The organism is Mesorhizobium sp. P2_E10, assembly GCF_056404235.1.
Map to the genome: position 1 here is coordinate 908,587 of NZ_JBFUEK010000001.1, position 25,571 is coordinate 934,157.

The following is a 25,571-nucleotide window of genomic DNA, read 5'->3' on the forward strand; positions in this document are numbered from 1 at the left end:
CGCTATTCGCTATTCGCTATTCGCTATTCGCTCAGCGGCTCCGCCGCCGTTCCGAAGCCGGCTGGAACGCCACCCGCGCATGGTACTTGCAATAGGGGCCGGTTTCGGCGGCATCGTTGCCGCAGAAGTGGAAATCCTCCGAAAGCGGATCGCCATTCGGCCATTTGCAGGTGCGCTCGGTCAGTTCGACGAGCTGCAGATGCCGCGAGATCGGCAGGACGACGTTCTCGACCGGGCGGATGTAGTGGCGCGCCACCGGTTCGGCATCGAACTGCGTCTGCAGCGCGTTTGCGCCGATCGAGGTGGTGACATGGCGCTGGGCACTTGCAGCGCGCGAAACCGATTTCTGGACGGTCGATCCCTGCACCGCCTTCTTCTGGCGCGCCGGCGTTGCGGTCGAGCGTCCGCGGCCCGACAGCTTCAGCCGGTGCACCTTGCCGATGACCGCGTTACGGCTGACCCCACCAAGCTGTGCGGCAATCTGGCTGGCGCTCAGACCCTCCGACCACAATTTCCTGAGAAGTTCGACCCGCTCGTCAGTCCAGTTCATGAGACCGCGCTCCTGCTAAGCGTGCGGCAATCGGAATCCATTCCCGACCCGGCAACCTTTGCCGGGGCAGACACCACATATATTAGGTGATTAGGTCCGCCGCACGAAATCTAGTTATTTCCCGACTACAATTACCTCATGTGTTGACTCGGTGACAAGAGTCCCAAGGGCAACACGAATCGGTTTTTTAGGTTTTCCCCAACTTGCCCGGTCGCTTATGAGCCGGCATCTCGTCGGGGGGCTTGCCGCGCGCCTTTGCACGACGTTTTCGTTGACTTCATGGCCGAAAAACACGATAAGCCGCAAAGGCCGCCGCTTGGGCGGCTTTTTTGATTTTCCGGTTCCGGAGACGCATATAATGAGCGGTTCGGCGCTTTTCGAGACCTTTGCTCGCGCACCCCTGGCTTTCGACCATGGGGAAGGCACATGGCTGGTCACTGACAAGGGCGAGCGATATCTCGATTTTGCCGGCGGTATCGCCGTGAATTCGCTCGGCCACAGCCATCCGCACCTGGTCGCCGCGCTCACCGAGCAAGCAGCCAAGCTCTGGCATGTCTCCAACCTCTACGAGATTCCGGCGCAGAGTCGGCTTGGCGAGCGACTGGCCGACGCCACTTTCGCCGACAAGGTGTTCTTCACCAATTCCGGCGCCGAGGCGCTGGAATGCGCCATCAAGACGGCGCGGCGCTATCAATTCGTCAACGGCCATCCCGAGCGCTTTCGCGTCATTACCTTCGAAGGCGCCTTCCATGGCCGCACCCTGGCGACCATCGCCGCCGGCGGCCAGTATAAATATCTGGAAGGCTTTGGGCCCAAGGTCGAAGGTTTCGACCAGGTCGGCTTCGACGACATCGACGCCGCCGAAAAGGCAATCACGCCGGAGACCGCCGCGATCCTGATCGAGCCGGTGCAGGGCGAGGGCGGTATCCGCCCGGTGCCGACGCAGTCGCTGAAGCGGCTGCGGCAGCTGTGCGAGCAGCACGGCCTGCTCTTGATCTTCGACGAGGTTCAGTGCGGCATCGGCCGCACCGGAAAGCTGTTCGCCCATGAATGGGCGGGCGTCACTCCCGACCTGATGGCGATTGCCAAGGGCATTGGCGGCGGCTTCCCGATGGGCGCTTGCCTTGCGACTAACGAGGCCGCGGTCGGCATGACCGCTGGCGTGCACGGAACCACCTTCGGCGGCAATCCGCTGGCCATGGCGGTCGGCAACGCCGTGCTCGACGTGGTGCTGGAAGACGGCTTCCTCGAGGACGTCCAGCGCAAGGCGCTGCTGATGAAGCAGGGGCTGGCGAGTGTCGCCGACGAATTCCCCGATGTCATCGAAGGCATCAGGGGCACCGGGCTGATGCTCGGCCTCAAATGCGCGATGCCCAACACCAAGGTCAACATGGCCTTGCGCGACCAGCATCTGCTGGCGGTGCCCGCCGGCGACAACGTCATTCGCCTGCTGCCGCCGCTTACCGTCACCGACGCCGAGATCCACGAGGCGCTCGACCGCATCCGCGCCGGTGCCCGGGGCCTGGCCGACGCCATCGCCGCGGCTGCCGCGAAGTAATCCCGGAACCATTCCTGATGTCACTTCGCCATTTCACCGATCTTTCCGCCGTTTCCGAAGGCGATCTGCGCTTCATGCTGGACGACGCGGTGCTGCGAAAGGCCAGGCTCAAGGCCGGCGAGCGGACAAAGCCGCTCGAAGGCAAGGTGCTGGCGATGATCTTCGACAAGCCGTCGACGCGCACGCGTGTGTCGTTTGACGTCGGCATGCGCCAGCTTGGCGGCGAGACCATCATGCTGACCGGCACCGAGATGCAACTAGGCCGCTCCGAAACCATCGCCGACACCGCCAAGGTGCTGTCGCGCTATGTCGATGCGATCATGATCCGCACCACCTCGCATGAGCGGCTGCTTGAATTGACCGAGAACGCAACGATCCCCGTCATCAACGGGCTGACCGACGACACCCACCCTTGCCAGCTGATGGCCGACATCATGACCTTCGAGGAGCATCGTGGTCCGGTGGCCGGCAAGACCATCGCCTGGACCGGCGACGGCAACAATGTGCTGCATTCGCTGCTCGAGGCCTCGGCGCGGTTCCAGTTCAACCTCAATGTCGCCGTGCCCGAGGGCAGCGAGCCGGCGCAGAAACATATCGACTGGTCGAAGGCGCATGGCGGCAAGCTGAGCTTCACCCGCTCGCCCGAGGAAGCCGTGCATGAGGCCGATTGCATCGTCACCGACTGCTGGGTGTCGATGGGTCAGGAACATCGCGCCCGCGGTCACAATGTGTTCTCGCCCTATCAGGTCAATGCAGCCCTGATGGCGAAGGCCAAGCCGGACGCCCTGTTCATGCACTGCTTGCCGGCGCATCGCGGCGAGGAGGTGACCGACGAGGTCATCGACGGACCGCATTCGGTGGTCTTCGACGAGGCCGAGAACCGGCTTCACGCCCAGAAGGCCGTGCTCGCCTGGTGCTTGGGCGCTTGATGTGTCTGGGCGCTTGATCTGGGGCGGCGCGATGCCTATCTGCGCCGCATCACGCAAATCAAGCGCGTTTGGACGCATGCACCCCAGGGGGCGGCATGGCCGCGCCCTGGAGCTTTGTCATGTTGGAAACGCATCAAGTGACTGAACATCACCCCAAACTCGGCGAATTCGGCTATGCCGGCGACGATCACGTCGTGCCCTTCGAGGTCGGCCCGCTCGACGTGCGCGGCCGCACGGTCCAGCTCGGGCCGATGCTCGACGCCATCCTCAGCCGCCACGACTATCCCGAGCCGGTCGCCCGGCTGCTGGCGGAAGCCTGTGTGCTGACGGTGTTGCTTGGCACCTCGCTCAAGTTCGAGGGCAAGTTTATCCTGCAGACCCGCACCGACGGGCCGGTCGACATGCTGGTCGCGGATTTCTCCACGCCATCGGCCTTGCGGGCCTATGCGCGCTTCGATGCCGACCGGCTGGAAGCCTTGATCGCTACCGGCGAAACGTCGCAGCAGACGTTGCTCGGCAGCGGCGTTTTGGCGCTGACCATCGACCAGGGCGCCCACACGCAGCGCTACCAGGGCATCGTCCAGCTCGACGGCGAAACGCTGGAAGATGCGGCACGCACCTATTTCCGCCAGTCGGAGCAGATCCCGACCGATCTCAGGCTGTCGGTGGCCAAGCTGCTGACGCCAGGTCCTCGTGGCGCCCGTGAGCAGTGGCGCGCCGGTGGCATCCTGGCGCAGTTCCTGCCGCAATCGCCCGAACGCATGCGCGTGCCTGACATTTCGGGCGGCGACGGCGATCCGCGCGACGTGACGCATGAACCGGCCGACAATTCCTGGCAGGAACTGGTGGCGCTGCTCGGCACCATCGAGCCGACCGAACTGATCGACCCGACGATCGGCGCCGAGCGGCTGCTCTACCGGCTGTTCCATGAGCACGGCGTGCGCGTCTTCGGCGGCGTTCCAGTCGCCGACCAGTGCTCATGCTCCAGGGACAAGATCCGCGGCATCCTCGAGGGCTTTTCGGCGCAGGAGATCAAGGACAGCACCGAGGACGGTGGCATCCACGTCGCCTGCGAGTTCTGCTCGAAGCAGTATGACTTCGATCCGGCGGAGTTTGCGGCTCAGTAACCTCTCTTCCTTCTCCCCGTTCTACGGGGAGAAGGTGCCCGAAGGGCGGATGAGGGGCAGCGCGACCGTCGGCAAATGGCAGCGGCAATACACTCAGACGCGCTTGTACATGGAAGATAATCTCAGGGACCGGCGCCGCCCCTCATTGCCCTGCCGGGCATTTCTCCCCGTATAGAGACGGGGAGAAAGACGCTAGTTCACCGTCCGCCGTGTCCCTGGCAGATCCAGCGAAAACGCCGGGATGGCGATGTCGAACGTCTCGCCCCGCTTGTTGCGCATGGTGTAGTGGCCGACCATGATGCCGGACGGCGTCGAGAGCGGGCAGCCGGACGTGTATTGATAGCTGTCGCCGGGGTTGAGTTCGGGCTGGTCGCCGACAACGCCGGCACCGCGCACTTCCTCGACCCGGCCGGTGCCGTCGGTGATGTGCCAATAGCGCGACAAAAGCTGCACGAAATCGTCCGACTGGTTGTCGATGGTTATCTGATAGCCCCAGACATAGCGGTTCTCGGAGGGATCCGAGCGATCCTCCAGATAGAACGGCCTGACCTGCACTTCGATGTTGCGCGTAACGGCGCGGTACATGGGCTACTCCAAGGCAATGTGAGCGGAACTGTCGGCGCTCTCCCCGGCCCGGTCAACGACCTCAAGCGCAGGTGCCGACAAACAATGTCATTTAAGTGACACATGACAATGATGGTGTGTCCGGACTGTGCCGGGCGACTCAAGCGCTCTGTCGAACCGTTCAAAAATGGCTATTTGCGGCCGGCTTTTCCCGGAGTGACCAGATCTCGATGGAACTGACAGTCATAGCCGCAGCCCTGCTTTCGATAGCCCTGCTTCTTTCAAATCTCGCCGGCATCCTGCTCGCTTCATTCATGCTGAGACGGCGGCGCTCCATCGCGCCGCCCGCCGGCAAGGCGCCGGGGGTGTCGATCGTGGTCCCGGCGCGTGGCGTCGAGCCATTTACCGAGGAGACCCTGGCACGCGCCTTCTCGCTCGACTGGCCGCGCTATGAGCTGCTCTTCTGCGTCGCCCACGCCGACGATCCGGTGGTCAAGATGATAAACAGGGCGATTGCCCGGGTTCCCGAGATACCGGCCCGGCTGCTGTTTGGCGATGACCGCATCAGCGGCAATCCGAAGCTCAACAATTGCGTCAAGGGTTGGGAAGCGGCCCGCCACCAATGGGTCATCCTTGCAGATTCCAACGTGCTGATGCCCATGGACTATGTCCAGCATCTGCTGGCGGCATGGCGCGACGACACCGGCCTCGTCTGCTCGACGCCGATCGGCTCGCGGCCGGCCGGGTTCTGGGCGGAGGTCGAATGCGCGTTCCTCAACACGCTGCAGGCGCGCTGGCAATATACCGGCGACGCGCTTGGCCTCGGCTTTGCCCAGGGCAAGAGCATGCTGTGGAACAAGCCGATGCTCGATGCCAATGGCGGCATCCGCGCACTGGCCGCCGAGATCGCCGAGGACGCCGCCGCGACCAAGCTGGTCAATGGGCTCGGGCTGCGCGTCAATCTTGTCGCCTCGCCCTTCGAGCAGCCGCTTGGCCAACGTAGTTTCGACGAAATCTGGTCGCGCCAGGCGCGTTGGGCGCGCTTGCGCCGCGTCACCTTCCCGCAGTTCTTCGCGCCCGAGATATTCACTGGCGTGGCGGTGCCACTGGTGCTGGCGCTGTTGGCGGCGGCGGGCGCCGGCTTCAGCCTGCCGGCAACCGCGCTCGCCGTGCTCGCACTCGCCTACCTGCCGGAATGCGCCCTGGCCTGGGGCAAGGGCTGGTACCTGTCGCCGCGCATGATCCCGGCGCTGATGGCGCGCGACGTGATGCTGCCCGCCCTCTGGGTGCGCGGCTGGCTCGGCGGCGCCGTCGACTGGCGCGGCAACGCGATGACCATCGGCACCAAGGCAGCCGAACTGGAAGAGACGCCGTCGGGCGCCTGAGCGCCCGCGCCTTGTCGTATCGGGCGAAGCCTATTTTGCCGACTTCAGCGCCTGCTCGATATCTGCGAGCAGATCGTCCGCATCCTCGAGGCCGACGGAGAGCCTCAGCGTTCCCGGCCCGATGCCGAGTTCGGCGCGCGCCTCGTCGCTCAGATTCTTGTGAGTCGTCGTCGCCGGATGGGTGATCAGGCTCTTGGCATCGCCGAGATTGTTGGAGATCAGCACGATGTCGAGCGCGTTCTGCAAGGCGAAGGCCGCCTGCTTGCCGCCCTTGACGTCGAGGCAGATCAGCGTCGAGCCACCCGACATCTGCTTCTTGACGACCGCCGCCTGCGGGTGGTCGGCGCGGCCCGGATAGATGACGCGGGCGATTTCCGGCCGCCCGGCCAGGAAATCGGCGATCTTGCCGGCGCTTTCGGTCTGCTGGCGCACGCGCAGTGGCAGCGTCTCCAGGCCCTTCAGCAGCGTCCAGGCGTTGAACGGCGACAGGCTGGGGCCGGTGTGGCGGAAATAGTCGTGCAGGTTCTCGTCGATCCACTTCTTGTCCGACAGGATGACGCCGCCGAGACAGCGTCCCTGGCCGTCAATATGCTTGGTCGCCGAATAGACGACGATGTGGGCGCCGAGCTGCAAAGGCTTCTGCTGCAAGGGGGTGGCAAAGACGTTGTCGACGATCAGCCGCGCGCCGATCGAATTGGCGAGCGCAGCAACTGCGGCGATGTCGATCACTTCCAGTGTCGGGTTGGTCGGGCTTTCCAGGAAGAACAGTTTTGTGTTCGGCCTCACCGCCTTTTCCCAATTGGCGATGTCGGTGCCGTCGACCAGCGTTGCCTCGATGCCGTATTTCGGCGCCAGCGTCTCGATCACCCAGCGGCAGGAACCGAACAGCGCGCGCGCCGCCACGATGTGGTCGCCGGCCTTGGCGCTGCACAGAAGGGCTGCGGTCACCGCCGCCATGCCGGACGCGGTGGCGCGCGCGTCTTCCGCGCCTTCAAGCGCGCACATGCGCTTTTCGAACATGTCGACGGTCGGATTGGCGTAGCGCGAATAGATGAAACCCGGCTCTTCGCCCTTGAAGCGCGCTTCGGCTGCCTGCGCCGTCTCATAGACATAGCCCTGGGTGAGGTACATCGCCTCCGACGTTTCGCCGAATTGGGAACGCAAGGTCCCTGCATGCACGAGTGCTGTCTGAGGCTTCCAGTTACGCTTCTTGGTGCTCATCGCTTTTGTTCCAGACACAAAAAAACCGGCCGCGAAAGTCGCAACCGGTCCATACGGCCTTGCGGCCCGACGGTCCTTTAGCGACTTGTTTAACGTGGCTGCAAGCCGACCGGCCAAATCACCACGGGATAACGACCCTTTAGACCTGCACCGCGCTTGCGTCAATTCCCGGCTTGATTAAGAGGTTTGTACCAAGCAGGTTCCGCAAAAGTGTTACACGGTTTTGCGGCAAGAACCTGCGACAAAAAAAGAGTCGCGGCCTTCAAGCGGAGCCAGCTTTGCGGCAGACCGGCATTCTTCCCGATCAGGATATTTCCGCGTTGTTCCAGTCGGGCGCGCTGAAGTCGCCGCGTGCGCTCGATGCCGACCAGATCCAGCCGGCCAGCCTCGATCTCAGGCTCGGCGCCAAAGCGTGGCGGGTGCGCGCTTCCTTTTTGCCCGGGCCGGGCCACAAGGTCGCCGAAAAGCTCGATCGGCTGAAACTGCACGAAATCGATCTCGCCGAAGGCGCGGTGCTTGAAACCGGCTGCGTCTACATCGTGCCGCTGCTCGAAGGCCTGGCGCTGCCTGCCGACATTTCCGCATCGGCCAACCCGAAGAGTTCGACCGGACGGCTCGACATCTTCACCCGGGTGATGACCGATCGCGGCCACGAGTTCGACAAGATCGCCGCCGGCTATGACGGTCCGCTCTACCTGGAGGTCAGCCCGCGCACCTTCCCGATCGTCGTGCGCACCGGCTCGCGGCTGTCGCAGATCCGCTTCCGCACCGGCAATGCGCTCCTGTCGGAGGCTGAGCTGAGCGAACTGCACCGCGCCGAGATGCTGGTGGCCACCGAGCCGCCCAACATTTCCGGCGGCGGCATCGCGCTGTCGATCGATCTCGACGGCGACAAGGATGGGCTGGTCGGCTATCGCGGCAAGCATCACACAGGCCTTGTCGATGTCGACAAGCGTGCCGCCCAGGATGTCGTCGACTTCTGGGAGCCGCTCTATAAGCGCGGCGCTGGCGAACTGGTGCTCGATCCCGACGAGTTCTACATACTGGTGTCGCGCGAGGCGGTGCATGTGCCGCCGCTCTACGCCGCCGAGATGACGCCCTTCGATCCGCTGGTCGGCGAATTCCGCGTTCACTATGCCGGCTTCTTCGATCCGGGTTTTGGCCATTCGGCATCAGGCGGCACCGGCAGCCGGGCGGTGCTCGAAGTGCGCAGCCACGAAGTGCCGTTTATCCTCGACCATGGCCAGATCGTCGGGCGGCTGGTCTACGAGCACATGCTGAAGCGGCCGCAGGCGCTCTACGGCACCGATCTCGGCTCCAACTACCAGGCGCAAGGCCTGAAGCTGTCCAAGCATTTCCGCGCCGCGCGCTGATCTTCCTTGTCACCGTGAGACCTTGCCTGACCCGGCGCGCCATGCTTGGCTGTGCCGACCGTCATGATGACTTAACTGCAAGGGGAACAAGAATGCGGATTTCGAGATGGATCCTATCGGCGGCAAGCGCCGCCATGTTGGTCATTGCTGCCGGCTCCTTTTCGGCACAGGCCGCGGAGAAACTGAAGATCGGCACCGAGGGTGCCTATCCGCCGTTCAACACCATCACGCCGGACGGCAAGGTCGTCGGCTTCGACATCGACATCGCCGATGCGCTTTGCGCGCAGATGAAGGTCGAGTGCGAGATCGTCACGCAGGACTGGGACGGCATCATTCCTGCCCTCCAGGCCAAGAAGTTCGACGCCATCATCGCCTCGATGAGCATCACCGAGGAACGCAAGAAACAGGTCGCCTTCACCAACAAATATTACACCACGCCGCTTGCCATGGTGGCCCTGAAGGACAGCGAGCTCACCTCGACTGAAGCGGCGGCACTTGCCGGCAAGACGGTGGGCGCCCAAGCGTCGACCACCCAGGCCGATTATGCCCAGGACGTCTATGGCAAGGCCGGCGCCGAGGCCAAGCTCTATCCGACCCAGGAAGAAGCGATCACCGATCTGACCAACGGCCGCCTCGATGCCGTCATCTCGGACAAGTTCGTGCTGGTCGACTGGATGAAGAAGGCGAGCAACGGCTGCTGCAAGATGATCGGCGACATCAAGGGCACCGAGACGCAGGCCGGCATCGCGGTTCGCCTGGAAGACACAGAGCTTCGCGACAAGCTCAACGCCGCCATCGACGCCATCGTCGCCGACGGCACCTACAAGAAGATCCAGGCCAAGTATTTCGACTTCGATATTTATTGAGGTTGAACTGCCATCTCCCCCCTTGAGGGGGAGATGGCCGGCAGGCCAGAGGGGGTCGCTGCGCGTAGAACGCCAGCGCCGTCTGGTGCCGCGGAAGACGTCGGCGCTCCACGCGCGACGACCCCCTCTGTCGCCTTTGGCGACATCTCCCCCTCAAGGGGGGAGATCAGGCTCACAGCGACTTCACCGCCACCTTCACCGGCTGCTCGATCTCGAGCGGATTGCGCAGCGGCAGGCCGAAATCCTTGGCTTCGATTTCGAACGTGTCGCCGGCCTCGGTCCTGATACCGTCGGCAAACGAAAGCGTCGCCGTGCCGAACATGTGCACATGCACGTCGCCCGGCTGGCGGAAGGCCGAATATTTGAAATGGTGATGTTCGAGATTGGCGATGGTGTGCGACATGTTCGCCTCGCCCGACAGGAACGGCTTTTCCCAAAGCACCTTGCCGTCGCGAACGATGCGCGAGGCGCCTCGGATGTCGGACGGCAGGTCGCCGATCAGGATCTCCGGTCCGAACGAGGCGTTGCGCAGCTTGGAATGCGCCAGGAACAGATAGTTCACCCGCTCGGTGACGTGGTCGGAAAACTCGTTCGACAGCGTGAAGCCGACGCGGAACGGCGCGCCGTCGTCGCCGATGACATAGATGCCGGCGACTTCCGGCTCCTCGCCAGCGTCCTGCGCGAAAGCCGGCGACATGAGTGGCGCACCCGGCGCCACCGCCATGGTGCCGTTGCCCTTGTAGAACCATTCCGGCTGCACGCCGGTCTGGCCTTTCGCCGGCTTGCCGCCTTCCAGCCCCATGCGGAACATCTTCATCGAATCGGTGAGCTGCTCCTCGCCGTCGGTGCTGAGCTTCTTGTGCATGGAATCGCGTGTGGCGGCGGAGCCGAGATGCGTCAGCCCGGTGCCGGTGAGATGCAGATGCGCGGGATCGGGATGATTGATCGGCGACAGCAGTCGCCCCTTCTTGTAGGCGGCGTCGAGATCGACGGTCTCGCCGAAGCCCTTGCGCTCGATCAGGGCAACGAGCCCGGTGCCGGTGCGGGCGGCTTCCGTCGCCAGCGAATAGACGCTGCGGGCGCCATTGATGATCCGGGTCTTGCCGCCATTGCGGGCGACGACGCGGATCGTCTCGGCGTCGTCGAGGATCTGGGAGATCAGCATGATGTACCCTCTCTCAATTGCTTGGCTCGGTTGCCGCTTTGACAAACCTTACCCAGCGCGGCGCGGACCTGTCCGTGCCACGGGTTAAAACTCTTCGTCCGGATTGCGCTCGCGAACCTGGTCCTTCACCGGACTTCTTTGCACTGCCCGGCAGCGCCGCGATGTGACCCGTATGCCGTCCTGGTTTCCGTTCCCGGTCTAACCTTTGTTCTTGTTGTAGACGTCGAAGACCACGGCGCCGAGCAGCACCAGGCCTTTGACCACCTGCTGCCAGTCGACATTGACGCCCATGATCGACATGCCGTTGTTCATCACGCCCATGATGAAGCCGCCGACCACCGCGCCGATCACCTGGCCGACGCCGCCCATGGCCGAGGCGCCGCCGATGAACACCGCGGCGATGACGTCGAGCTCGCTGCCGAGGCCCGCCGCCGGCACGGCCTGTCCGAGCCGCGCTGCAATGATCAGGCCGCCAAGCGCCGACAGAACGCCCATGTTGACGAACACCATCAGGGTCAGCCGCTCGGTCTTGATGCCCGACAGTTGCGCCGCCTTGGCATTGCCGCCCATGGCGTAGATGCGGCGGCCGATGGTCATGCGTTTGGTGACGAAGACGAACAGCGCGATCAGCGCGCCCATCACCATGAGTACGATCGGCAGGCCCCTGTAGCTGGCGAACTGGTAGACCAGGAACAGCGCCAGCGCGCTGGTCACCAGGGTCTTGATGACAAACAGCGTAAAGGGCTCGGCTTCATAGCCATGCGCTTCGCGGGTACGCCGTGCCTTGAGCCCGAAATAGGCGTAGGCGAGCACGGCGACGATGCCGATCAGGATCGTCGTCATGTGCAGGGTCATGCCGCTGCCCAGAATGGTCTTGCCGGCGGCGTTCACCGTCGGCGGGATCAGCGTCAAGGGGCCGATCACATCTGGAATGAAGCCGGAGCTGAGCGCCTTGAAGCCGTCTGGAAGCGGCCCCACCGAAGACCCGCCACCCAGCAGCGCCTGGCAGATGCCGCGAAAGATCAGCATTCCCGCCAGCGTGACGATGAAACTCGGTATTCGGTGATAGGCAATCCAATAGCCTTGGGCCGCGCCGATGCCGCCGCCGATGATGAGGCAGATGATCGACACCACCAGCGGGTTGCTGAAGGGTCCGAGAGGCCAGATCACCATCATCATCGCCGCCAGCGCACCGATAAAACCGGCAACGGAGCCGACGCTGAGGTCGATATGGCCGGAGACGATGACCAAGAGCATGCCCAGCGCCATCACGATGATGAACGAGTTCTGCTGCACCAGATTGCTCAGGTTCACCGGTTTGAAGAGTGTGCCGGAGGTGGTGAACTGGAAGAACACCATGATGGCGATCAGCGCCAGGATCAGGCCGTAGTCGCGCAGATTGGTGATCAGCGCCGAGACGGCAACGCGCGGCCCCGGTTGTACATCTTCGGCGACGCCGCTTTTCGGCGCGGGAGCGCTTTCTGTGGTCATGATGGCTTTCCTTCTCCCCGAACGATGGCGCGCATGATCTTTTCCTGGCTGGCGTCGCTCGCCGCCATTTCTCCAACCATGCGCCCTTCATTCATGACGTAGATGCGGTCCGTGATGCCGAGCAGTTCAGGCATCTCCGACGAGATGACGATGATCGCCTTACCCTCGGAGGCGAGGCGGGCGATGATGGTGTAGATTTCGTACTTGGCCCCGACGTCGATGCCGCGCGTCGGCTCGTCGAGGATCAGCACTTCCGGATTGGCGAACAGCCACTTCGACAGCACCACCTTCTGTTGATTGCCGCCCGACAGATTGCCGGTCATTTGATAGACGCTGGACGAGCGGATGTTGGTCTTGGCCTTGTAGTCGTTGGCGACGGCCAGTTCGCGCAAATCGTCGATCACCGCGTGGCGCGACACGCCGCCAAGGTTGGCCAGCGTGATGTTGTGCTTGATGTGGTCGATCAGGTTGAGACCGTAGGTCTTGCGGTCCTCGGTAACGTAGGCAATGCCATGGGCCACCGCCTTGCTGACCGAGGAGACATCGATCGGCTTGCCGTTGAGGAGCACCTCACCGGTGATACGGCGGCCATAGGAGCGGCCGAACAGGCTCATCGCGAATTCTGTACGTCCCGCGCCCATCAGCCCGGCGATACCCACCACCTCGCCCTTGCGGACGTTGAGATCGATGCCCTTGATCACCTGCCGCTCGGCATGGATCGGATGATAGACCGACCAGTTCTTCACCTGCAGCACGACCTCGCCGATCTTCGGCTCGCGCGGCGGATAACGGTCATCGAGCGAGCGCCCGACCATCGAGGTGATGATGCGGTCTTCGGAGATGTCTTTCTTGGCAAGCGTCTCGATGGTCCGCCCGTCGCGGATGACCGTAACCTTGTCGGCGACCCGGTTCACTTCGTTGAGCTTGTGCGAGATCAGGATCGAGGTCATGCCTTGCCGCTTGAACTCGAGCAGCAGATCGAGCAGCGCCTGGCTGTCCTTTTCGGACAGGCTCGCCGTCGGCTCGTCGAGGATCAGCAGCTTGACTTCCTTGCTGAGCGCCTTGGCGATCTCGACAAGCTGCTGCTTGCCGACGCCGATATTGGTGATCAGCGTCTTGGGGTCCTCCTTGAGGCCCACCTTCTTCAGCAAGGCGCTGGTGCGCGTCTCGTTGGCATTCCAGTCGATGACGCCGAATTTGGCGTGTTCGTTGCCAAGGAAAATGTTTTCGGCGATCGACAGCATCGGCACCAGCGCAAGTTCCTGGTGGATGATGACGATACCCTTGTGTTCGCTATCGTGAATGCCTTTGAAATGGCATTCCTCGCCGCGATAGACGATCGCGCCGTCATAGGTGCCGGACGCATAGACGCCCGACAGCACCTTCATCAGCGTCGATTTGCCGGCGCCGTTCTCGCCGACCACGGCATGGATCTCGCCCTCCTCGACGCTGAGGTTGACGTTCGACAGCGCCTTCACGCCGGGGAACGTCTTGGTGATGTCGCGCATCTCCAAAATCGTCGAGGCCATCAGGAATACCGCTCCTCCCAGGTCCGGACCAATGCCGGCGGGCTAGTATGCGAATTTTGGATTCGCCGCGCTAGCAAAAAGGGGCCCCGCTGTACGCGGGACCCCAGGCTTTGTAACCGAAATTACTTCAGGTCTTCGGCCTTGATGTAGCCGGAGTCGACAACCAGCGCCTGGTAGTTCGACTTGTCGACATCATGCGGCGTCAAAAGGATAGAAGGAACGACCTTGACGTCGTTGTTGTAGGTCTTTTCATCGAGACCGTCCGGCTTGCCGCCCGAGAGCACCTTGTCGACGAGTTCGACAGTGGCCTTGGCCAGTTCGCGGGTGTCCTTGAACACGGTCGAGTACTGCTCGCCCGAGATGATCAGCTTGACCGAGGCGGTCTCGGCGTCCTGGCCGGTCACGATCGGCCAGGGCTGGGCGTCCGTGCCATAGCCGACAGCGCGCAGCGAGGCGGTGATGCCGCGGGAGAGGCCGTCATAGGGCGACAGAACGCCATCGACGCGGCTGCCGTCCGAATAGTTGGCCGACAGGAGGTTGTCCATGCGCGCCTGGGCGGTGGCGGCGAGCCAACGCAGCGTGCCGACCTTATCCATGCCGGTCTGGCCGGACTTGATCTTGATCGAGCCGTCATCGATCAGCGGCTGCAGGACGGAGATCGCGCCATTGTAGAAGAAGAAGGCGTTGTTGTCGTCCGGCGAGCCGCCGAACAGTTCGACGTTCCACGGCTTGGTGTTCGGGAAACGCTCCTTGAGGCCCTTGACCAGCGAGTTGGCCTGGATGACGCCGACGCCGAAATTGTCGAAGGTGGTGTAGTAGTCGACATTGGCGGTCTTCTTGATCAGGCGGTCATAGGCGACGACGACGACACCGGCGTCAGCGGCCTTCTGCAGCGCATCCGACAGGGTGGTGCCGTCGATCGAGGCGATGATCAGCGCCTTCGGGCCTTTGGTGATTTCGTTTTCCAGCTGGCTGAGCTGGTTGGGGATGTCGTCCTGCGCGTACTGCAGGTCGACGGTGTAGCCGAGAGCCTCGAGCTGAGACTTGACGGCGTCGCCGTCGTTGATCCAGCGCTGCGAGGTCTTGGTCGGCATCAGCACGCCGATAAGACCCTTGTCGGCTGCGTGCGCCGAGTAGGTCATGGCAGCAATGCCAAGGGCCGCGACGGCGGCCAGTGTCTTGATGATTTTCACTTAACTCTCCCTGGTTGATGGACGCGGCACCCCGGGGCTTCGCGGGCCGCGCAGTCGAGCGGAAGCGCAAACGCGCCACCGCCGGCATGTCGATCTCTGGTATTCCTCCCAATCGTCCCGAGACGCTGATTTCAATCGATACGATTTTGCTCGTCACCGACCGTCAAGTCTCAGGACGCGCCCAAAGTGTGTCCCTTTGCCATAACTGTCAAATGCGATCTTTGACAGTTGCTATATCGAAACTGATATATATTAGACGCAGTTGAAGGCATGGCCGGGCTGCCGGCCGGTTACGGGCGGAGAGCAGGGGAAATCATGGCGGCGCTACGCAATTCCGCAGGAATCTCAAGTGGTTATGACGAGTTGCCGGGCGATGGCGAAACCCTTTTGCGCAGCGGCCTCAGCCTGCGCCACATGCGCATGATCGTGGCGCTCGACGACCACGGCCGCGTGAGCGCGGCGGCCCAGGTGATGAACATCTCGCAGCCGGCGGCGTCACGCATGATCGCCGAGATGGAAGCCGTGCTCGACGTCAAGCTGTGCGAGAGGCTGCCCCGCGGCATCACGCTGACCCCTTACGGCAAGGCGCTGGCCAGACGCGCCCGCTCGATCCTGCTCGAGATGCGCGAGGCCGACCGCGAGATCTCCGAGCTCAAGGCGGGCAAGGGAGGCGCGGTGTTCCTGGGCGCCGTGACCGCGCCGGCGATCGAGCTGGCGGTGCCGGCGATCCGCGAAATCCGCCGCATCTATCCGCGCATCGAGATAACCATGCAGGTCGAGACCTCCAATGTACTGGCGCGCGAACTGATCTCCACGCGCCATGATTTCATCATCGCCCGCATTCCCGACGATCTCAATCCGCGGCTGTTCGAGTCGCGCGTCATCGGCGTCGAAAAAGCCTGCCTGATCGTGCGCCGCGGCCACCCGCTGAGCAAGGGCAAGGCGGTGCGGCTGGAGGACACCGCCGCCTATGACTGGGTGTTTCAGTCGGGCGGCTCGCCGCTGCGCCAAGCGATGGAAAGCAATTTCTTGAACCGCAACATCGCGCTGCCGGACCGCATCCTCAACACCAGCTCGCTGCTGCTCACTTTGGTCATGGTCGCCCAGTCCGACGCCATCGCGCCGGTCTCGATCCAGGTGGCGAAATTCATCCAGAGCCCGGATGGGCTGGCCGGCGCCATCGATGTCGTCCAGACCGAGTTCGACATCGAGGTCAGGCCCTACAGCCTGATCACGGTAAAGAACCGCGTGCTGTCGCCGGCGGCCAAGATGCTGCACGACTTCATTCTGCGGGAAGTGGGGTGATTGGAACGAGAATCGAAATCGCGCGTTCAATCCAACCGGCATTCCCGCTGGAGCCTGTTTGAGCCGGGGAGCGAGATTGCCGGTGGTCAAAAACCAGGGAGGTTTCGATGGAACGTCGCTTGTTTCTCACCGGAATGCTTGGCGTTGCGGGGATGATCACGCTTGCTGCCGTAGCCAGGCCTGGCAAGGCGATTGCCGGTATTCCGGACGGCAACGGAATTCTCGATGAACTCGACAAACCGGATCCAGCGGTTTTCGAGGGAGATGATCAGGCCGAAGTGGATCTGGTCTCCCATCGCCGGCATCACCACCATTATCATCGGAGGCACGGCTGGAGAAGGGTCTGCCGCCGCTATTGGCGCCACGGCCGGCGTCACGTCCGCTGCTGGCGCAGGCGCGTCTGGTTGAGCGTCTGGCTCTGAGAGCGCAATTGGAGCACCGGCCACTACAAGGTGGCCGGTGCTCCAGATATTAGACATGCAGGCTGAACCGTTCGTTGCTGTCCCTGACGTCAGCGTCGCCAGATGGCAAGTACGACATTGCGATTCTACGAGCAATTCAGCCGATGGGTACCTCTCGAGCCGATGGGTACCTCTCGATGAGAGCTTCATCAATTCCTCATCGGGCCATTGCCTACGAAAATGATTTTCCCACGCGCTCAAATGCCGCGATTGCGTCGGTTGCAGAGACCGCTCTCGACATATATTGGCGCTGGCTACAATTCAAAGGCAGCCTGTTGTTAACCATCTCGATGTTAGCGTGGATGTCATGTGACGAGCGCGAGGTTAACAGCAATGCCCACCAATCTGCCGCCTGCATGGGTTGGATGGACGGTGGCCATGGCGATTGGGTTCTTCGCCGTCCTGACGATGCTGCCCGCCAACGCCGAGACGGTGCGCGGCAATCCCGGTGGCCAGATCGTGACCTTCGCTTTGCACGTCGCCAAACTGCGCGCCGCCGACGAGCCGGTGCAATTTGACGGGGCGTGCGACAGCGCCTGCACGCTCTATCTGTCCCTGCCTGCCGAGCAGCTTTGCATTACCTCGCGCGCATCCTTCGGCTTCCATCTGCCGTTCGGCGTCGGCGCTCGGAAGAACGCCGTCGCCGCCAACTACCTGCTCTCGCAATACCCCGATTGGGTGCGGCAGTGGATCGAGGAGCACGGCGGCCTGTCGCACAGCATAATGCGGATGGGAGCCGACGAGGTGGCGATGCACCTTCCCGTATGCGCCGGGGCGCAGGCATAACCAGGGTCGCGATGCGCTGTTCGCGCTGGATCGGGTCGCCGACCAATGTGCGACCTGCGGCAGGGCGGTCGCCGGAAAACTCCATCTAAGTCATTGATTTTGGAGCGGGTAGAGGGAATCGAACCCTCGCGTTCAGCTTGGGAAGCTGACAAGCTACCATTACATCATACCCGCGTCGGCCCTCGTTACCATGATGGCTGGGCTTCGGGCAATCGCAAAGCGGCCAGCACCGCGGGCCAGATTGTCCGCCGATACGGTTCTCAACAGACTGGCGGCTTAGTTGTCGTCGCCGCCACTGTCGCCGCCGTCGTCGCTGCCGCCATCATCGCTGCCGCCGTCGTCACCACTGTCCGAATCGTCGCCACCGGAATTGTCGTCGGCGCCGTCATCACCAGCATCGGAAGGGTCTTCCGCGGCGGGAGCGTCATTGTCATCGGCTCCCGCGGCGTCCGGCTGGTCACTCGGCTCCGTCGCCGAGTCGCTCGCGCCGTCGGTCGTCGCGTCCGCGTTGGCGTCCGAACTCTCATCGGTTGCCTCGCTCTTGGCCTCGGCGGTGAATTCTTCGGAAGATGCGGTTTCCTCGATGGTCGTCTCGGATGATTCGTAGCTTGCCGTCATTTCCTGGCTGTATTCGCCGTAGAACTCGGAATAGCTGAAGGCGGTGGCCACCGACCAGCTTGTCCATGTCGCAACGGTGACGACATTGATGACGGTTTCGTAGGTGCTGAGCGTGATGGTGCCGGTGGAGTTGTAGGCCTTGCCGTCACGATAGGAATCGAAGCGGAAGTCGGATTTGCCTGCTTTTGCCCAGTAGTAGACCACCGTATCGACGTCGATCGGCTTGTGGATCTTGTGGCCATGGACCTTGGTGATCACGTCGCCCGGCTCGATGCCCTGCTTTTCGCCGGTGCCGCCAGGCTTGACCGACAGGACGAGAACACCGTTGGCGTGTGGCTCGAGTTTGAACTCTTTGCGCACGGTGTCGTTGATCGGCAGCAGAACCGCTTCGATCGCCCTGGAAACATAGGGATCGGGCAGTTTGACATCGCCCTTCAGCGCATAGGCGCTGGTCGAATAGGAGACGGGAATTGCAGCAAGATGCAGCGCCCAGGCCAGACTGAAAACTGCCTTGGAAAATTTTCCGCCACGTCGCTGAAGCATGCACTGTTCCTTCGAATAATTAAGACTGCGCTTATGTAATTTCAGCAAGCTCTACCATAGGAAAGCCTCGCTGGAGCCGGGTGTTTTGGCCTGTCCCGGACTATCTTTGATTGCTGGCTTGCACGCAAAAATCACCTCTCACTCAAGCGCTGAACCGGCAGCTCGATCCGCACGCGGGCGCCGGGCCATCAATCGCAAAATATGCTGATTGCCCCGTCATGCCGGAGTGCGATCGTCGAGCAGCATCCCCCGTGCGGGGGATGCGCCGCATATGTGACGCCTCTACAGCGAACTGAGATGCGCTTCGATCGTTCCCGTTGGGGCGCCGGCACGCGCGACCTGAAATCCGCCGCCACGGCCTTTTGGCCAGGGGGCGGAGACTGGGACGCGCGGCCGGCAAGGCGCGCCGGAAGTCGTCAACGACGCGAAAACGTCGGGTTCAAACAAAGGCGTCGAAGTAGATGCCGTCACCGAGGGGATTTCATGCTTCGTCCATCCATTCTTGCTGCTTCACTGGTCGTGACCTCTGCCGCTTTCGCTGCTGATGCGATACTGCCGATCGCCACCGAGCCAGTCGCGCCGCACATCTCCGGATATGGGGAACTGTATCTCGGCGGCCTGCAGCTTTCATTTTTCGGAGACGACAACAGCTTCCGGGCCGGCGGTGGCGCCGGGCGCGTCAACATTCCCTTCGCCGACAAATGGAATGTCCAGATCGACGGCACTTACGACCGCCTCTGGGACGATGGCGACTACGTCGACGGGCTCGGCGGGGCCGTTCATGCCTATTACCGCGATCCGCAGCGTTTCGCAGCTGGTTTGTTCGCGACCTATAAGCGCTACGGCAACAACTTCTCGGATGCTGTCAGCGACTATACGGTCGGGCCGGAGGCGCAGGTCTGTTTCGGCAATCTGACGCTCTATGGCCAGGCCTACTATGGCAAATTCGATCTGGATTTCGACCATCCGACCGAGTGGGGAACGCGAGCTGTCGTGCGCTATTTCGTACAGCCGAACCTGCGGTTCGACGGTGAAATCGCCTTCAACAGCTTCGACGCAGGGTTTGCGAATTTCGACACGGTCAGCGTTGCAGCCCAGGCCATGTACCGTTTCGAGGGCACGCCGTGGTCGCTGTTTGGCCGCTATCAATTTGATCGGACTGCGATCCAGTCCGAAGACCTCACCACCAACAAGTACATGATCGGCTTGCGCGCCAGCTTCGGCACCGGAACGCTGTTCGACGAAGATCGCAACGGAGCGACGATGGACACCTATAGGTCCAACTTCATCGCGCCCATCGGCGGAGCGAGCTAGGTTGCGTTGGCGCAGCTCGAACCGTAGCGGTTAGCTTCACGACCCTTTCCCTGACGTCCATCGGGTGTCTGTTGCACCGCCCCCCGGGCGCCCGGCTTGCTGCGAGCCAGCTAAGTCAGTATTTCTGGATCGGTGCCCGAATCCGGGCACCCCAATCTGGAGACTGGCCTTGTCCGCATTGACGCGCTTTCTCGGCGACTCGCCGCTCAGGGTGATCCTGAAGCTGCTGGTGGTGTCATTCCTCGTCGGCCTGGTCATGAACGCCTTCGGCTGGTCGCCGATGGACGTGTTCTACGGCATCCGGAAATTCTTCATCGATCTCTGGAACCTGGGCTTTCATGCCATCGACCGGTTCCTCGGCTATATTCTGCTTGGGGCTGCGATCGTTGTGCCGGCCTTCATCCTGCTGAGGATTGCCAGCTACCGGAAGTGAACCGTCAGGCGTAGCCCGAAGCCACCTCGAACAGGATGGCGTGGCGCGCCGCAAGGGCCGCCACGTCCGTCGAATAGCCGCCGCCGATGACGCCGCAGACCGGAATGCCGAGCCCGCGAAAGTGGTGGATCACCATCTCGTCGCGAGCCCGCAGACCGTCATCGGACAGCGACAGCCGGCCAAGCCGGTCCTCGGCATGGACGTCGACCCCGGCATTGTAGAAAACCAGGTCCCAGCGCGCCTTGGCGCCGAGGTCCGGCAGGATGCCGCTCAGCCGCTCGAGATAGGCCGCATCGCCGGTACCGTCGGGTAGCGCGACGTCGAGGTCGGAAGCGATCTTGCGCGCCGGGTAATTGCGGTCGCCATGCATGGAAAAGGCGAAGGCGCGCGGCTCATCCCTCAGAATATCAGCCGTCCCGTCGCCCTGATGCACGTCGAGATCGACGATCAGGATTTTTCGCGCGGCACCCTCGGCGAGTAGCACCAATGAGGCGACGGCGACGTCGTTGAAGGTGCAGAAGCCCGCACCTTGCGCGCGCCGCGCATGGTGGCTGCCGCCGGCGCTGTTGCAGGCAATGCCATTGAGCAACGCCAGCCGCGCCGCCAGCACCGTGCCGCCGGTGGCGAGCTGCGCGCGCAGCGAAACACGCGAGCCGATGGGAAAGCCGATCTCGCGCTCGATCTTTTCGGGCACTGTGCAGGAGATCACCTGGTCGACATAATCGGCGGCATGGGCAAGTTTCAGCCATGATGCCGGCGCCGGCTCGGGCATGTTGAGCGCGTCGGCCCCGGCCAGCCCGCGCGCAGCCAAGGCCTGCATCAGCAGCGGATATTTGCTCATCGGAAAGCGATGATTGACGGCAAAGCCGGCGTCATAGTCGGGATGATGGACGATCTGCAGAGCCATGGATCGGGTTACGGCCGGTGCGCCAGAGGCGGGTTTCGGTTGACCATCAGGGAATGGATGGTTGCGCAGCGGGAGGAAACTGGGGCACATCGGCGGCTCGATCAAGCCGCAATCAGCAAGGCAGCAATCCTTTGGACAAGGGCGCATCCCCAGCCGGCGCCAGATATTTTGTCGTCACCAATCGCTCGGTGCTGGCCATCGCGGTGCCGATGACGCTGGCCTATCTGACGACGCCGCTGCTTGGCCTCGTCGACACGGCAGTGGTCGGCCAGTTCGGCGACGCGGCGCTGCTCGGCGGGCTGGCGGCCGGCTCGCTTGTTTTCGATGTCGTCTTCACCACCTTCAACTTCCTGCGCTCCGGCACCACCGGCCTGGTCGCCCAGGCTTTCGGGCGCGGCGACGAGTTGGAGGAACAGGCGGTGTTCTGGCGCGCCGTGCTGATCGCGGTCGTCGCCGGTGTCGTGCTGGCAGCCCTTGCGCCTCTGTTCGCCATCGCCGGCCAAAATTTCATGGGCGCTGAAGCGCGTGTCAGCGAGGCGATGGCCGTCTATATCAGGATCAGGCTGCTCGCCGCACCCTTCTCGCTGATCAATTACGCCATCCTTGGCTATGTGCTGGGGCGCGGCGAGGGCGGGCTTGGGCTGATGCTGCAGCTGGTGCTCAACGGCATCAACATCGCGCTCTGCTTCCTGCTTGGGCTGAAACTCGGCTGGGGCGTTGCCGGCGTCGCCTGGGCGACCGTCACCGGCGAGTTCCTGGCCATGCTGCTTGGGCTGGCGATCGTAATCAGGCGGTTCTGGAAGGCGCCCCGGCTGCCGCGCCATCGCGTGCTCGACATGCCGGCATTCCTGCACATGCTGTTGCTCAACCGCGACATCATGATCCGCTCGTTTTCGCTGCTCGCCGCTTTCGCGCTGTTCACCCGCCAGGGCGCGCAGTTCGGCACGGTGACGCTGGCCGCCAACGCCGTGCTGATGAACTTCTTCCTCGTTGCCGGCTATTTCCTCGACGGTTTCGCCACCGCTGCCGAACAGCTCGCCGGACGTGCCGTTGGCGCGCGCGCGGCCGCGCCCTTCCGGCAAGCGGTGCGGCTGACCCTGTTCTGGGGCTTTGGCCTGGCTGGCGCTGCGACGCTCGTCCTGCTGTTCGGCGGCGCCGATCTGGTCGCCGTGATCACGACGTCGCAAGACGTTCGCGCGGTGGCCGACACCTATCTGCCCTGGGCGGCGTTCACCGCGCTCAGCGGCGTGCTGGCGTTCCAGATGGACGGCGTCTTCATCGGCGCCACCTGGTCAAGCGACATGCGCAATATGATGCTTTTGTCGTTCCTCGCCTTCAGCGCCGCATTGCTGACGCTGGCGCCCGCCTTCGGCAATAACGGCCTGTGGGCGTCGCTGCACGTCTTCCTGCTGGTGCGCGGCTTCAGCCTGCTGGCGATTCTGCGGCTCAGGGTGCGCACGGCGTTCTAAAGCGACTTGGTCGCCCAGTGCCCGAGCCTGATATCGCGCAACGCGCTGATCGACGAAAGCCGTTCCTTGTCGGCGAAACGGACCATGCCTTCCAGAATGCGACCCGGCAGCGCCGGCCCGGCATAGATCATGCCGGTGTAGAGCTGCACAAGGTCGGCGCCGGCGCGGATTTTCTCCAGCGCCGTCTCAGCGGAATCGACGCCGCCGACGCCGATGATGGCGCGGTTCGGACCAAGCAGTTTGCGCATCCTGGCCAGCACGATGGTCGAGCGCTCGAACAGCGGCTTTCCTGAGAGCCCGCCGGTTTCGCTGGTCACAGCACCGCTGCGCAGACCCGATCGCGCAATGGTGGTGTTGGAGACGATGACGCCGTCTATCTGTTTCTCGGTGATTTCGGCAGCGATGTCCTCCAGTTCGGCCTCGACCAGATCCGGCGCGATCTTGAGGAAGATCGGCGGCTTGACTGATGCTGCCGCACGCGCGGCGATGACCCGGGACAGAAGGTCGCCAAGCTGTTCGCGCGCCTGCATGGTGCGCAGGCCCGGCGTGTTGGGCGAGGAAATGTTGACGGTGAGATAGCTGGCATATCTGGCAAACCGGGCGACACCGCGCTCGTAGTCGCCTATCCGGTCGGCGCTGTCCTTGTTGGCGCCGATGTTGACGCCAACGATGCCGCTTCGGCCCTTGCGGGCGGCAAGGCGTTTTTCGGCGGCTTCGTGGCCCTCATTGTTGAAGCCCAGCCGGTTGATCACGGCGTCGTCCTGGGTCAGCCGGAAAATGCGCGGCTTCGGGTTGCCCGCCTGCGGCAGCGGTGTGATCGTGCCGACCTCGGCGAAGCCGAAGCCGAGGCCAAGCAGCGCGTCCGGCACCTCGGCATTCTTGTCGTAGCCGGCCGCCATGCCAAGCGGGTTCGGAAAATCGAGACCGCAGACCGTCACCTTCAGCCTGATATCGCGCACGGGGCGTCCGGCCACCGGCAGTCCGCACCGCAGCGCCGCGATCGACAGGCCATGCGCGGTTTCCGGGTCAAAATTGAAAAGCAGTTTCTGGCCGAGCCGGTCAAGCACGCTCATTCGGCCTCCAGTGCCGGGAACTGGTGGGCGCCGTCGGCGCCAAGCGGCAGGGGTCGAACCCACAGCACGGCCTTGAGGTCGAGCGGAGCATAGAGATGCGGGAACAGCGCGCCACCGCGCGAGACTTCGTATCTCAACGCATCGCCGAGGCTGGTTCCGTCGATGGCGACCAGCAGCAGCCCGGTCTGGCCGGCAAAGTGCTTTGCCGCCGTCTCCTTGACCTGCCCGGCGGTGGAGAAATGGATGAAGCCGTCGGCGACATCGATCGGTGCACCGGTGAAGCGGCCGTTTGTTTCGGCCACGCGCCACAGCGCTTCAGGGGCTATCTTGTAGATAAACTGAGACATGGTTGCGCTATAGTCCGAACCAATCAGGCGGGGAAGGGTACTCCTGAACTCTTCCCCATTTCCGGCGCAAACATGCGCTATATTGCGTTCACTTGCCCATGGAGGACAACATGCGTCTGCAGCACGTCTTGATCCCCGCAGCACTGGTCTCGCTGGTTGCGGCATCAGCCTTTTCCGAGGAAACCGATCGTTACCGGCTGGAAAAGTCGGCCAACGGCTATGTCCGCATGGACACGCAGACCGGGGCCATGTCGATTTGCGAGGAACGCACCGGCCAGCTTGTCTGCAAGATGGCGGCCGACGAACGCGCCGCCTTCCAGGACGAGGTCGACCGCCTGCAGAGCTCGATGAAGGCCATGGACGAGCGCGTCACCAAACTCGAAAATTCGCTGTCGGCCCGCCTCGAATCGAAACTGCCCAGCGAAGAGGATTTCGACAAGACGATGAGCTATATGGAGCGCTTCCTGCGCGGCTTCATGGGCATCGTCAAGGATATGGAGAAGGACAATGGCGACGGCGCCCAGCTCAGTCCGCAAAAGACCTGAGCGCCGCCAGACAAAATCGCCGAATGGCGATTTGTTCGGGAAAAATCCGTGCACGGGCTTTGCCGCTTGAAAACAGCTGGTAACACCGCATAATCGTTCGACTGATCCCGCAAAAGCAGAAAACCATCAATGGGATTCGGGGAGGGATATTTGCCGTCGGGCTACACTTTCGTCATCGCCGACGACCATCCGCTTTTTCGCGGCGCCTTGAGAGAGGCGCTTGCCGGCATCGGCAACGTTGCCTCCATTCATGAGGCTGGCGATTTCGAGAGCGCCAAGGCGCTGGTCGTGGCCAATGAGGATGTCGATCTGGTGCTGCTCGATTTGTCGATGCCTGGCGCCAGCGGCCTCTCCGGCCTGATCTCGTTGCGCGGCGTCCATCCGGCAGTGCCGCTGGTGGTGATTTCCGCGCATGACGACCCGGTGACCATTCGGCGTGCGCTCGACCTTGGCGCCTCCGGCTTCATCTCCAAATCGGCCAGCATGGAGGAAATCCGCGGCGCCGTGCAGTCGGTGCTCGCCGGCGATATCGCCGCCCCCATCGGCATCGATCTCGGCGTCGAGCGCGACCCCGAGATTTCCGACCTGATCAAGCGGCTGCAGGCGCTGACGCCGCAGCAGACGCGGGTGCTCGGCATGCTGGCGGAAGGCCTGCTCAACAAGCAGATCGCCTATGAACTCAGCGTCTCCGAGGCGACGATCAAGGCGCATGTCTCGGCGATCTTGCAGAAGCTGGGCGTCGACAGCCGCACCCAGGCGGTGATCCTTTTGTCCAAGATCGGCAGCGACCCGCTGCAAGCGACCAGCTGACAGCGGCTT

Annotated in this window: 25 protein-coding genes, 1 tRNA gene and 1 riboswitch; of the genes, 13 read left to right on the forward strand and 13 right to left on the reverse strand. The window is 63.0% G+C overall.

The genetic code is table 11. The features are described 5' to 3' along the window. Nucleotides 1-31: 31 nt before the first annotated feature. The gene (locus AC1D0N_RS04395; RefSeq protein ID WP_477241744.1) at nucleotides 32-550 is read right to left on the reverse strand and encodes a GcrA family cell cycle regulator; all 519 of its coding nucleotides are present in this window, start codon (nucleotides 548-550) and stop codon (nucleotides 32-34) included. A 358-nt stretch (nucleotides 551-908) separates the two neighbouring features. On the opposite strand from AC1D0N_RS04395, the gene AC1D0N_RS04400 reads away from it, so the two are divergent. The 3 genes from AC1D0N_RS04400 (at nucleotide 909) to AC1D0N_RS04410 (ending at nucleotide 4,164) form a co-directional block, all read left to right on the forward strand. Further along, nucleotides 909-2,108 (forward strand): acetylornithine transaminase, encoded by a 1,200-nt coding sequence (locus AC1D0N_RS04400; protein WP_477241746.1) that lies wholly within the window; start codon nucleotides 909-911, stop codon nucleotides 2,106-2,108. Between the two features lie 17 nt (nucleotides 2,109-2,125). Beyond that, on the forward strand, nucleotides 2,126-3,037 hold the full coding sequence (argF, locus tag AC1D0N_RS04405) for an ornithine carbamoyltransferase (protein ID WP_477241748.1): 912 nt from the start codon (nucleotides 2,126-2,128) through the stop codon (nucleotides 3,035-3,037). Nucleotides 3,038-3,132: 95 nt separating this feature from the next. After that, nucleotides 3,133-4,164, forward strand: coding sequence for an Hsp33 family molecular chaperone (locus AC1D0N_RS04410; protein WP_477241750.1), 1,032 nt, complete (start codon nucleotides 3,133-3,135; stop codon nucleotides 4,162-4,164). Nucleotides 4,165-4,356: 192 nt separating this feature from the next. Here AC1D0N_RS04410 and apaG read toward each other — a convergent pair whose 3' ends face one another. Then, a complete protein-coding gene (gene apaG / locus AC1D0N_RS04415; RefSeq protein ID WP_477241752.1) occupies nucleotides 4,357-4,749 on the reverse strand; it encodes a Co2+/Mg2+ efflux protein ApaG in 393 nt (130 codons plus the stop codon). A gap of 209 nt (nucleotides 4,750-4,958) precedes the next feature. Here apaG and AC1D0N_RS04420 point away from each other — a divergent pair, with 209 nt between their 5' ends. Further along, entirely contained in the window at nucleotides 4,959-6,113 is a 1,155-nt protein-coding gene (locus AC1D0N_RS04420) for a ceramide glucosyltransferase (protein WP_477241754.1), read from the forward strand. A gap of 30 nt (nucleotides 6,114-6,143) precedes the next feature. Here the strand turns inward: AC1D0N_RS04420 and AC1D0N_RS04425 are convergent, their stop codons facing one another. Continuing rightward, the gene (locus AC1D0N_RS04425; protein ID WP_477241756.1) at nucleotides 6,144-7,334 is read right to left on the reverse strand and encodes an O-succinylhomoserine sulfhydrylase; all 1,191 of its coding nucleotides are present in this window, start codon (nucleotides 7,332-7,334) and stop codon (nucleotides 6,144-6,146) included. 57 nt (nucleotides 7,335-7,391) lie between these two features. Further along, nucleotides 7,392-7,469, reverse strand: a riboswitch (SAM riboswitch). A 143-nt stretch (nucleotides 7,470-7,612) separates the two neighbouring features. Here AC1D0N_RS04425 and AC1D0N_RS04430 point away from each other — a divergent pair. Then, entirely contained in the window at nucleotides 7,613-8,707 is a 1,095-nt protein-coding gene (locus AC1D0N_RS04430) for a 2'-deoxycytidine 5'-triphosphate deaminase (RefSeq protein ID WP_477241758.1), read from the forward strand. 92 nt (nucleotides 8,708-8,799) lie between these two features. After that, nucleotides 8,800-9,573, forward strand: a complete 774-nt coding sequence (locus tag AC1D0N_RS04435; protein WP_477241760.1) for an ABC transporter substrate-binding protein — start codon at nucleotides 8,800-8,802, stop codon at nucleotides 9,571-9,573. A 172-nt stretch (nucleotides 9,574-9,745) separates the two neighbouring features. Here AC1D0N_RS04435 and araD1 read toward each other — a convergent pair whose 3' ends face one another. The 4 genes from araD1 to chvE all read right to left on the reverse strand — a co-directional run bounded on the left by araD1 (nucleotide 9,746) and on the right by chvE (nucleotide 14,951). After that, entirely contained in the window at nucleotides 9,746-10,738 is a 993-nt protein-coding gene (gene araD1 / locus AC1D0N_RS04440) for an AraD1 family protein (protein ID WP_477241762.1), read from the reverse strand. Nucleotides 10,739-10,936: 198 nt separating this feature from the next. After that, on the reverse strand, nucleotides 10,937-12,229 hold the full coding sequence (gene mmsB / locus AC1D0N_RS04445) for a multiple monosaccharide ABC transporter permease (RefSeq protein WP_477241764.1): 1,293 nt from the start codon (nucleotides 12,227-12,229) through the stop codon (nucleotides 10,937-10,939). Continuing rightward, on the reverse strand, nucleotides 12,226-13,758 hold the full coding sequence (mmsA, locus tag AC1D0N_RS04450) for a multiple monosaccharide ABC transporter ATP-binding protein (protein WP_477241766.1): 1,533 nt from the start codon (nucleotides 13,756-13,758) through the stop codon (nucleotides 12,226-12,228). Before mmsA ends, mmsB begins: the two co-directional genes overlap by 4 nt. Nucleotides 13,759-13,880: 122 nt before the next feature. Then, a complete protein-coding gene (gene chvE / locus AC1D0N_RS04455; protein ID WP_477241768.1) occupies nucleotides 13,881-14,951 on the reverse strand; it encodes a multiple monosaccharide ABC transporter substrate-binding protein in 1,071 nt (356 codons plus the stop codon). Between the two features lie 315 nt (nucleotides 14,952-15,266). On the opposite strand from chvE, the gene AC1D0N_RS04460 reads away from it, so the two are divergent. After that, a complete protein-coding gene (locus tag AC1D0N_RS04460) occupies nucleotides 15,267-16,256 on the forward strand; it encodes a LysR family transcriptional regulator (protein ID WP_477241770.1) in 990 nt (329 codons plus the stop codon). 86 nt (nucleotides 16,257-16,342) lie between these two features. Here AC1D0N_RS04460 and AC1D0N_RS04465 read toward each other — a convergent pair whose 3' ends face one another. Further along, a complete protein-coding gene (locus AC1D0N_RS04465; protein ID WP_477241772.1) occupies nucleotides 16,343-16,633 on the reverse strand; it encodes a hypothetical protein in 291 nt (96 codons plus the stop codon). A 417-nt stretch (nucleotides 16,634-17,050) separates the two neighbouring features. On the opposite strand from AC1D0N_RS04465, the gene AC1D0N_RS04470 reads away from it, so the two are divergent. Continuing rightward, nucleotides 17,051-17,503, forward strand: coding sequence for a hypothetical protein (locus AC1D0N_RS04470; protein WP_477241774.1), 453 nt, complete (start codon nucleotides 17,051-17,053; stop codon nucleotides 17,501-17,503). 100 nt (nucleotides 17,504-17,603) lie between these two features. Here the strand turns inward: AC1D0N_RS04470 and AC1D0N_RS04475 are convergent. Both AC1D0N_RS04475 and AC1D0N_RS04480 read right to left on the reverse strand, forming a co-directional pair. Continuing rightward, nucleotides 17,604-17,677 (reverse strand) — tRNA-Gly (locus tag AC1D0N_RS04475). Between the two features lie 102 nt (nucleotides 17,678-17,779). Continuing rightward, a complete protein-coding gene (locus AC1D0N_RS04480) occupies nucleotides 17,780-18,664 on the reverse strand; it encodes a PDZ domain-containing protein (protein WP_477241776.1) in 885 nt (294 codons plus the stop codon). A gap of 297 nt (nucleotides 18,665-18,961) precedes the next feature. On the opposite strand from AC1D0N_RS04480, the gene AC1D0N_RS04485 reads away from it, so the two are divergent. Together AC1D0N_RS04485 and AC1D0N_RS04490 are read left to right on the forward strand one after the other, a co-directional pair. Next, on the forward strand, nucleotides 18,962-19,978 hold the full coding sequence (locus AC1D0N_RS04485; RefSeq protein ID WP_477241778.1) for a hypothetical protein: 1,017 nt from the start codon (nucleotides 18,962-18,964) through the stop codon (nucleotides 19,976-19,978). 169 nt (nucleotides 19,979-20,147) lie between these two features. Further along, nucleotides 20,148-20,411 carry a DUF6460 domain-containing protein gene (locus AC1D0N_RS04490; RefSeq protein WP_477241780.1) on the forward strand — a complete coding sequence of 88 codons (264 nt, stop codon included), beginning with the start codon at nucleotides 20,148-20,150 and terminating at the stop codon, nucleotides 20,409-20,411. A gap of 4 nt (nucleotides 20,412-20,415) precedes the next feature. On the opposite strand, the gene AC1D0N_RS04495 is transcribed toward AC1D0N_RS04490, so the two are convergent. Then, complete coding sequence (locus AC1D0N_RS04495; RefSeq protein WP_477241782.1) at nucleotides 20,416-21,318, reverse strand: histone deacetylase family protein; 903 nt, start codon at nucleotides 21,316-21,318, stop codon at nucleotides 20,416-20,418. 131 nt (nucleotides 21,319-21,449) lie between these two features. Here AC1D0N_RS04495 and AC1D0N_RS04500 point away from each other — a divergent pair, with 131 nt between their 5' ends. Further along, on the forward strand, nucleotides 21,450-22,787 hold the full coding sequence (locus AC1D0N_RS04500) for an MATE family efflux transporter (RefSeq protein ID WP_477241784.1): 1,338 nt from the start codon (nucleotides 21,450-21,452) through the stop codon (nucleotides 22,785-22,787). Here AC1D0N_RS04500 and AC1D0N_RS04505 read toward each other — a convergent pair. Together AC1D0N_RS04505 and AC1D0N_RS04510 are read right to left on the reverse strand one after the other, a co-directional pair. Further along, nucleotides 22,784-23,860, reverse strand: coding sequence for a quinone-dependent dihydroorotate dehydrogenase (locus tag AC1D0N_RS04505; protein ID WP_477241786.1), 1,077 nt, complete (start codon nucleotides 23,858-23,860; stop codon nucleotides 22,784-22,786). The genes AC1D0N_RS04500 and AC1D0N_RS04505 overlap by 4 nt on opposite strands. Then, the gene (locus tag AC1D0N_RS04510; RefSeq protein WP_477241788.1) at nucleotides 23,857-24,207 is read right to left on the reverse strand and encodes a DUF952 domain-containing protein; all 351 of its coding nucleotides are present in this window, start codon (nucleotides 24,205-24,207) and stop codon (nucleotides 23,857-23,859) included. Before AC1D0N_RS04510 ends, AC1D0N_RS04505 begins: the two co-directional genes overlap by 4 nt. 110 nt (nucleotides 24,208-24,317) lie before the next feature. Between AC1D0N_RS04510 and AC1D0N_RS04515 the strand changes: the two genes are divergently transcribed. After that, nucleotides 24,318-24,752 (forward strand): hypothetical protein, encoded by a 435-nt coding sequence (locus AC1D0N_RS04515; protein WP_477241790.1) that lies wholly within the window; start codon nucleotides 24,318-24,320, stop codon nucleotides 24,750-24,752. A gap of 150 nt (nucleotides 24,753-24,902) precedes the next feature. Next, complete coding sequence (locus AC1D0N_RS04520; RefSeq protein WP_477241792.1) at nucleotides 24,903-25,562, forward strand: response regulator transcription factor; 660 nt, start codon at nucleotides 24,903-24,905, stop codon at nucleotides 25,560-25,562. The last annotated feature ends 9 nt before the right edge of the window (nucleotides 25,563-25,571 follow it).

What these genes read in the sequence shown, in the direction of transcription:
- AC1D0N_RS04410 (WP_477241750.1), top strand. Translation starts at nt 3,133, where the DNA reads ATGGCCGCGCCCTGGAGCTTTGTCATGTTGGAAACGCATCAAGTGACT.
- argF (WP_477241748.1), top strand. Translation starts at nt 2,126, where the DNA reads ATGTCACTTCGCCATTTCACCGATCTTTCCGCCGTTTCCGAAGGCGAT.
- mmsB (WP_477241764.1), bottom strand. Translation starts at nt 12,229, where the DNA reads ATGACCACAGAAAGCGCTCCCGCGCCGAAAAGCGGCGTCGCCGAAGAT.
- apaG (WP_477241752.1), bottom strand. Translation starts at nt 4,749, where the DNA reads ATGTACCGCGCCGTTACGCGCAACATCGAAGTGCAGGTCAGGCCGTTC.
- AC1D0N_RS04425 (WP_477241756.1), bottom strand. Translation starts at nt 7,334, where the DNA reads ATGAGCACCAAGAAGCGTAACTGGAAGCCTCAGACAGCACTCGTGCAT.
- AC1D0N_RS04480 (WP_477241776.1), bottom strand. Translation starts at nt 18,664, where the DNA reads ATGCTTCAGCGACGTGGCGGAAAATTTTCCAAGGCAGTTTTCAGTCTG.
- AC1D0N_RS04515 (WP_477241790.1), top strand. Translation starts at nt 24,318, where the DNA reads ATGCGTCTGCAGCACGTCTTGATCCCCGCAGCACTGGTCTCGCTGGTT.
- AC1D0N_RS04470 (WP_477241774.1), top strand. Translation starts at nt 17,051, where the DNA reads ATGCCCACCAATCTGCCGCCTGCATGGGTTGGATGGACGGTGGCCATG.
- mmsA (WP_477241766.1), bottom strand. Translation starts at nt 13,758, where the DNA reads ATGGCCTCGACGATTTTGGAGATGCGCGACATCACCAAGACGTTCCCC.
- AC1D0N_RS04400 (WP_477241746.1), top strand. Translation starts at nt 909, where the DNA reads ATGAGCGGTTCGGCGCTTTTCGAGACCTTTGCTCGCGCACCCCTGGCT.
- araD1 (WP_477241762.1), bottom strand. Translation starts at nt 10,738, where the DNA reads ATGCTGATCTCCCAGATCCTCGACGACGCCGAGACGATCCGCGTCGTC.
- AC1D0N_RS04505 (WP_477241786.1), bottom strand. Translation starts at nt 23,860, where the DNA reads ATGAGCGTGCTTGACCGGCTCGGCCAGAAACTGCTTTTCAATTTTGAC.
- AC1D0N_RS04485 (WP_477241778.1), top strand. Translation starts at nt 18,962, where the DNA reads ATGCGCTTCGATCGTTCCCGTTGGGGCGCCGGCACGCGCGACCTGAAA.
- AC1D0N_RS04495 (WP_477241782.1), bottom strand. Translation starts at nt 21,318, where the DNA reads ATGGCTCTGCAGATCGTCCATCATCCCGACTATGACGCCGGCTTTGCC.
- AC1D0N_RS04460 (WP_477241770.1), top strand. Translation starts at nt 15,267, where the DNA reads ATGGCGGCGCTACGCAATTCCGCAGGAATCTCAAGTGGTTATGACGAG.
- AC1D0N_RS04420 (WP_477241754.1), top strand. Translation starts at nt 4,959, where the DNA reads ATGGAACTGACAGTCATAGCCGCAGCCCTGCTTTCGATAGCCCTGCTT.
- AC1D0N_RS04395 (WP_477241744.1), bottom strand. Translation starts at nt 550, where the DNA reads ATGAACTGGACTGACGAGCGGGTCGAACTTCTCAGGAAATTGTGGTCG.
- AC1D0N_RS04435 (WP_477241760.1), top strand. Translation starts at nt 8,800, where the DNA reads ATGCGGATTTCGAGATGGATCCTATCGGCGGCAAGCGCCGCCATGTTG.
- AC1D0N_RS04510 (WP_477241788.1), bottom strand. Translation starts at nt 24,207, where the DNA reads ATGTCTCAGTTTATCTACAAGATAGCCCCTGAAGCGCTGTGGCGCGTG.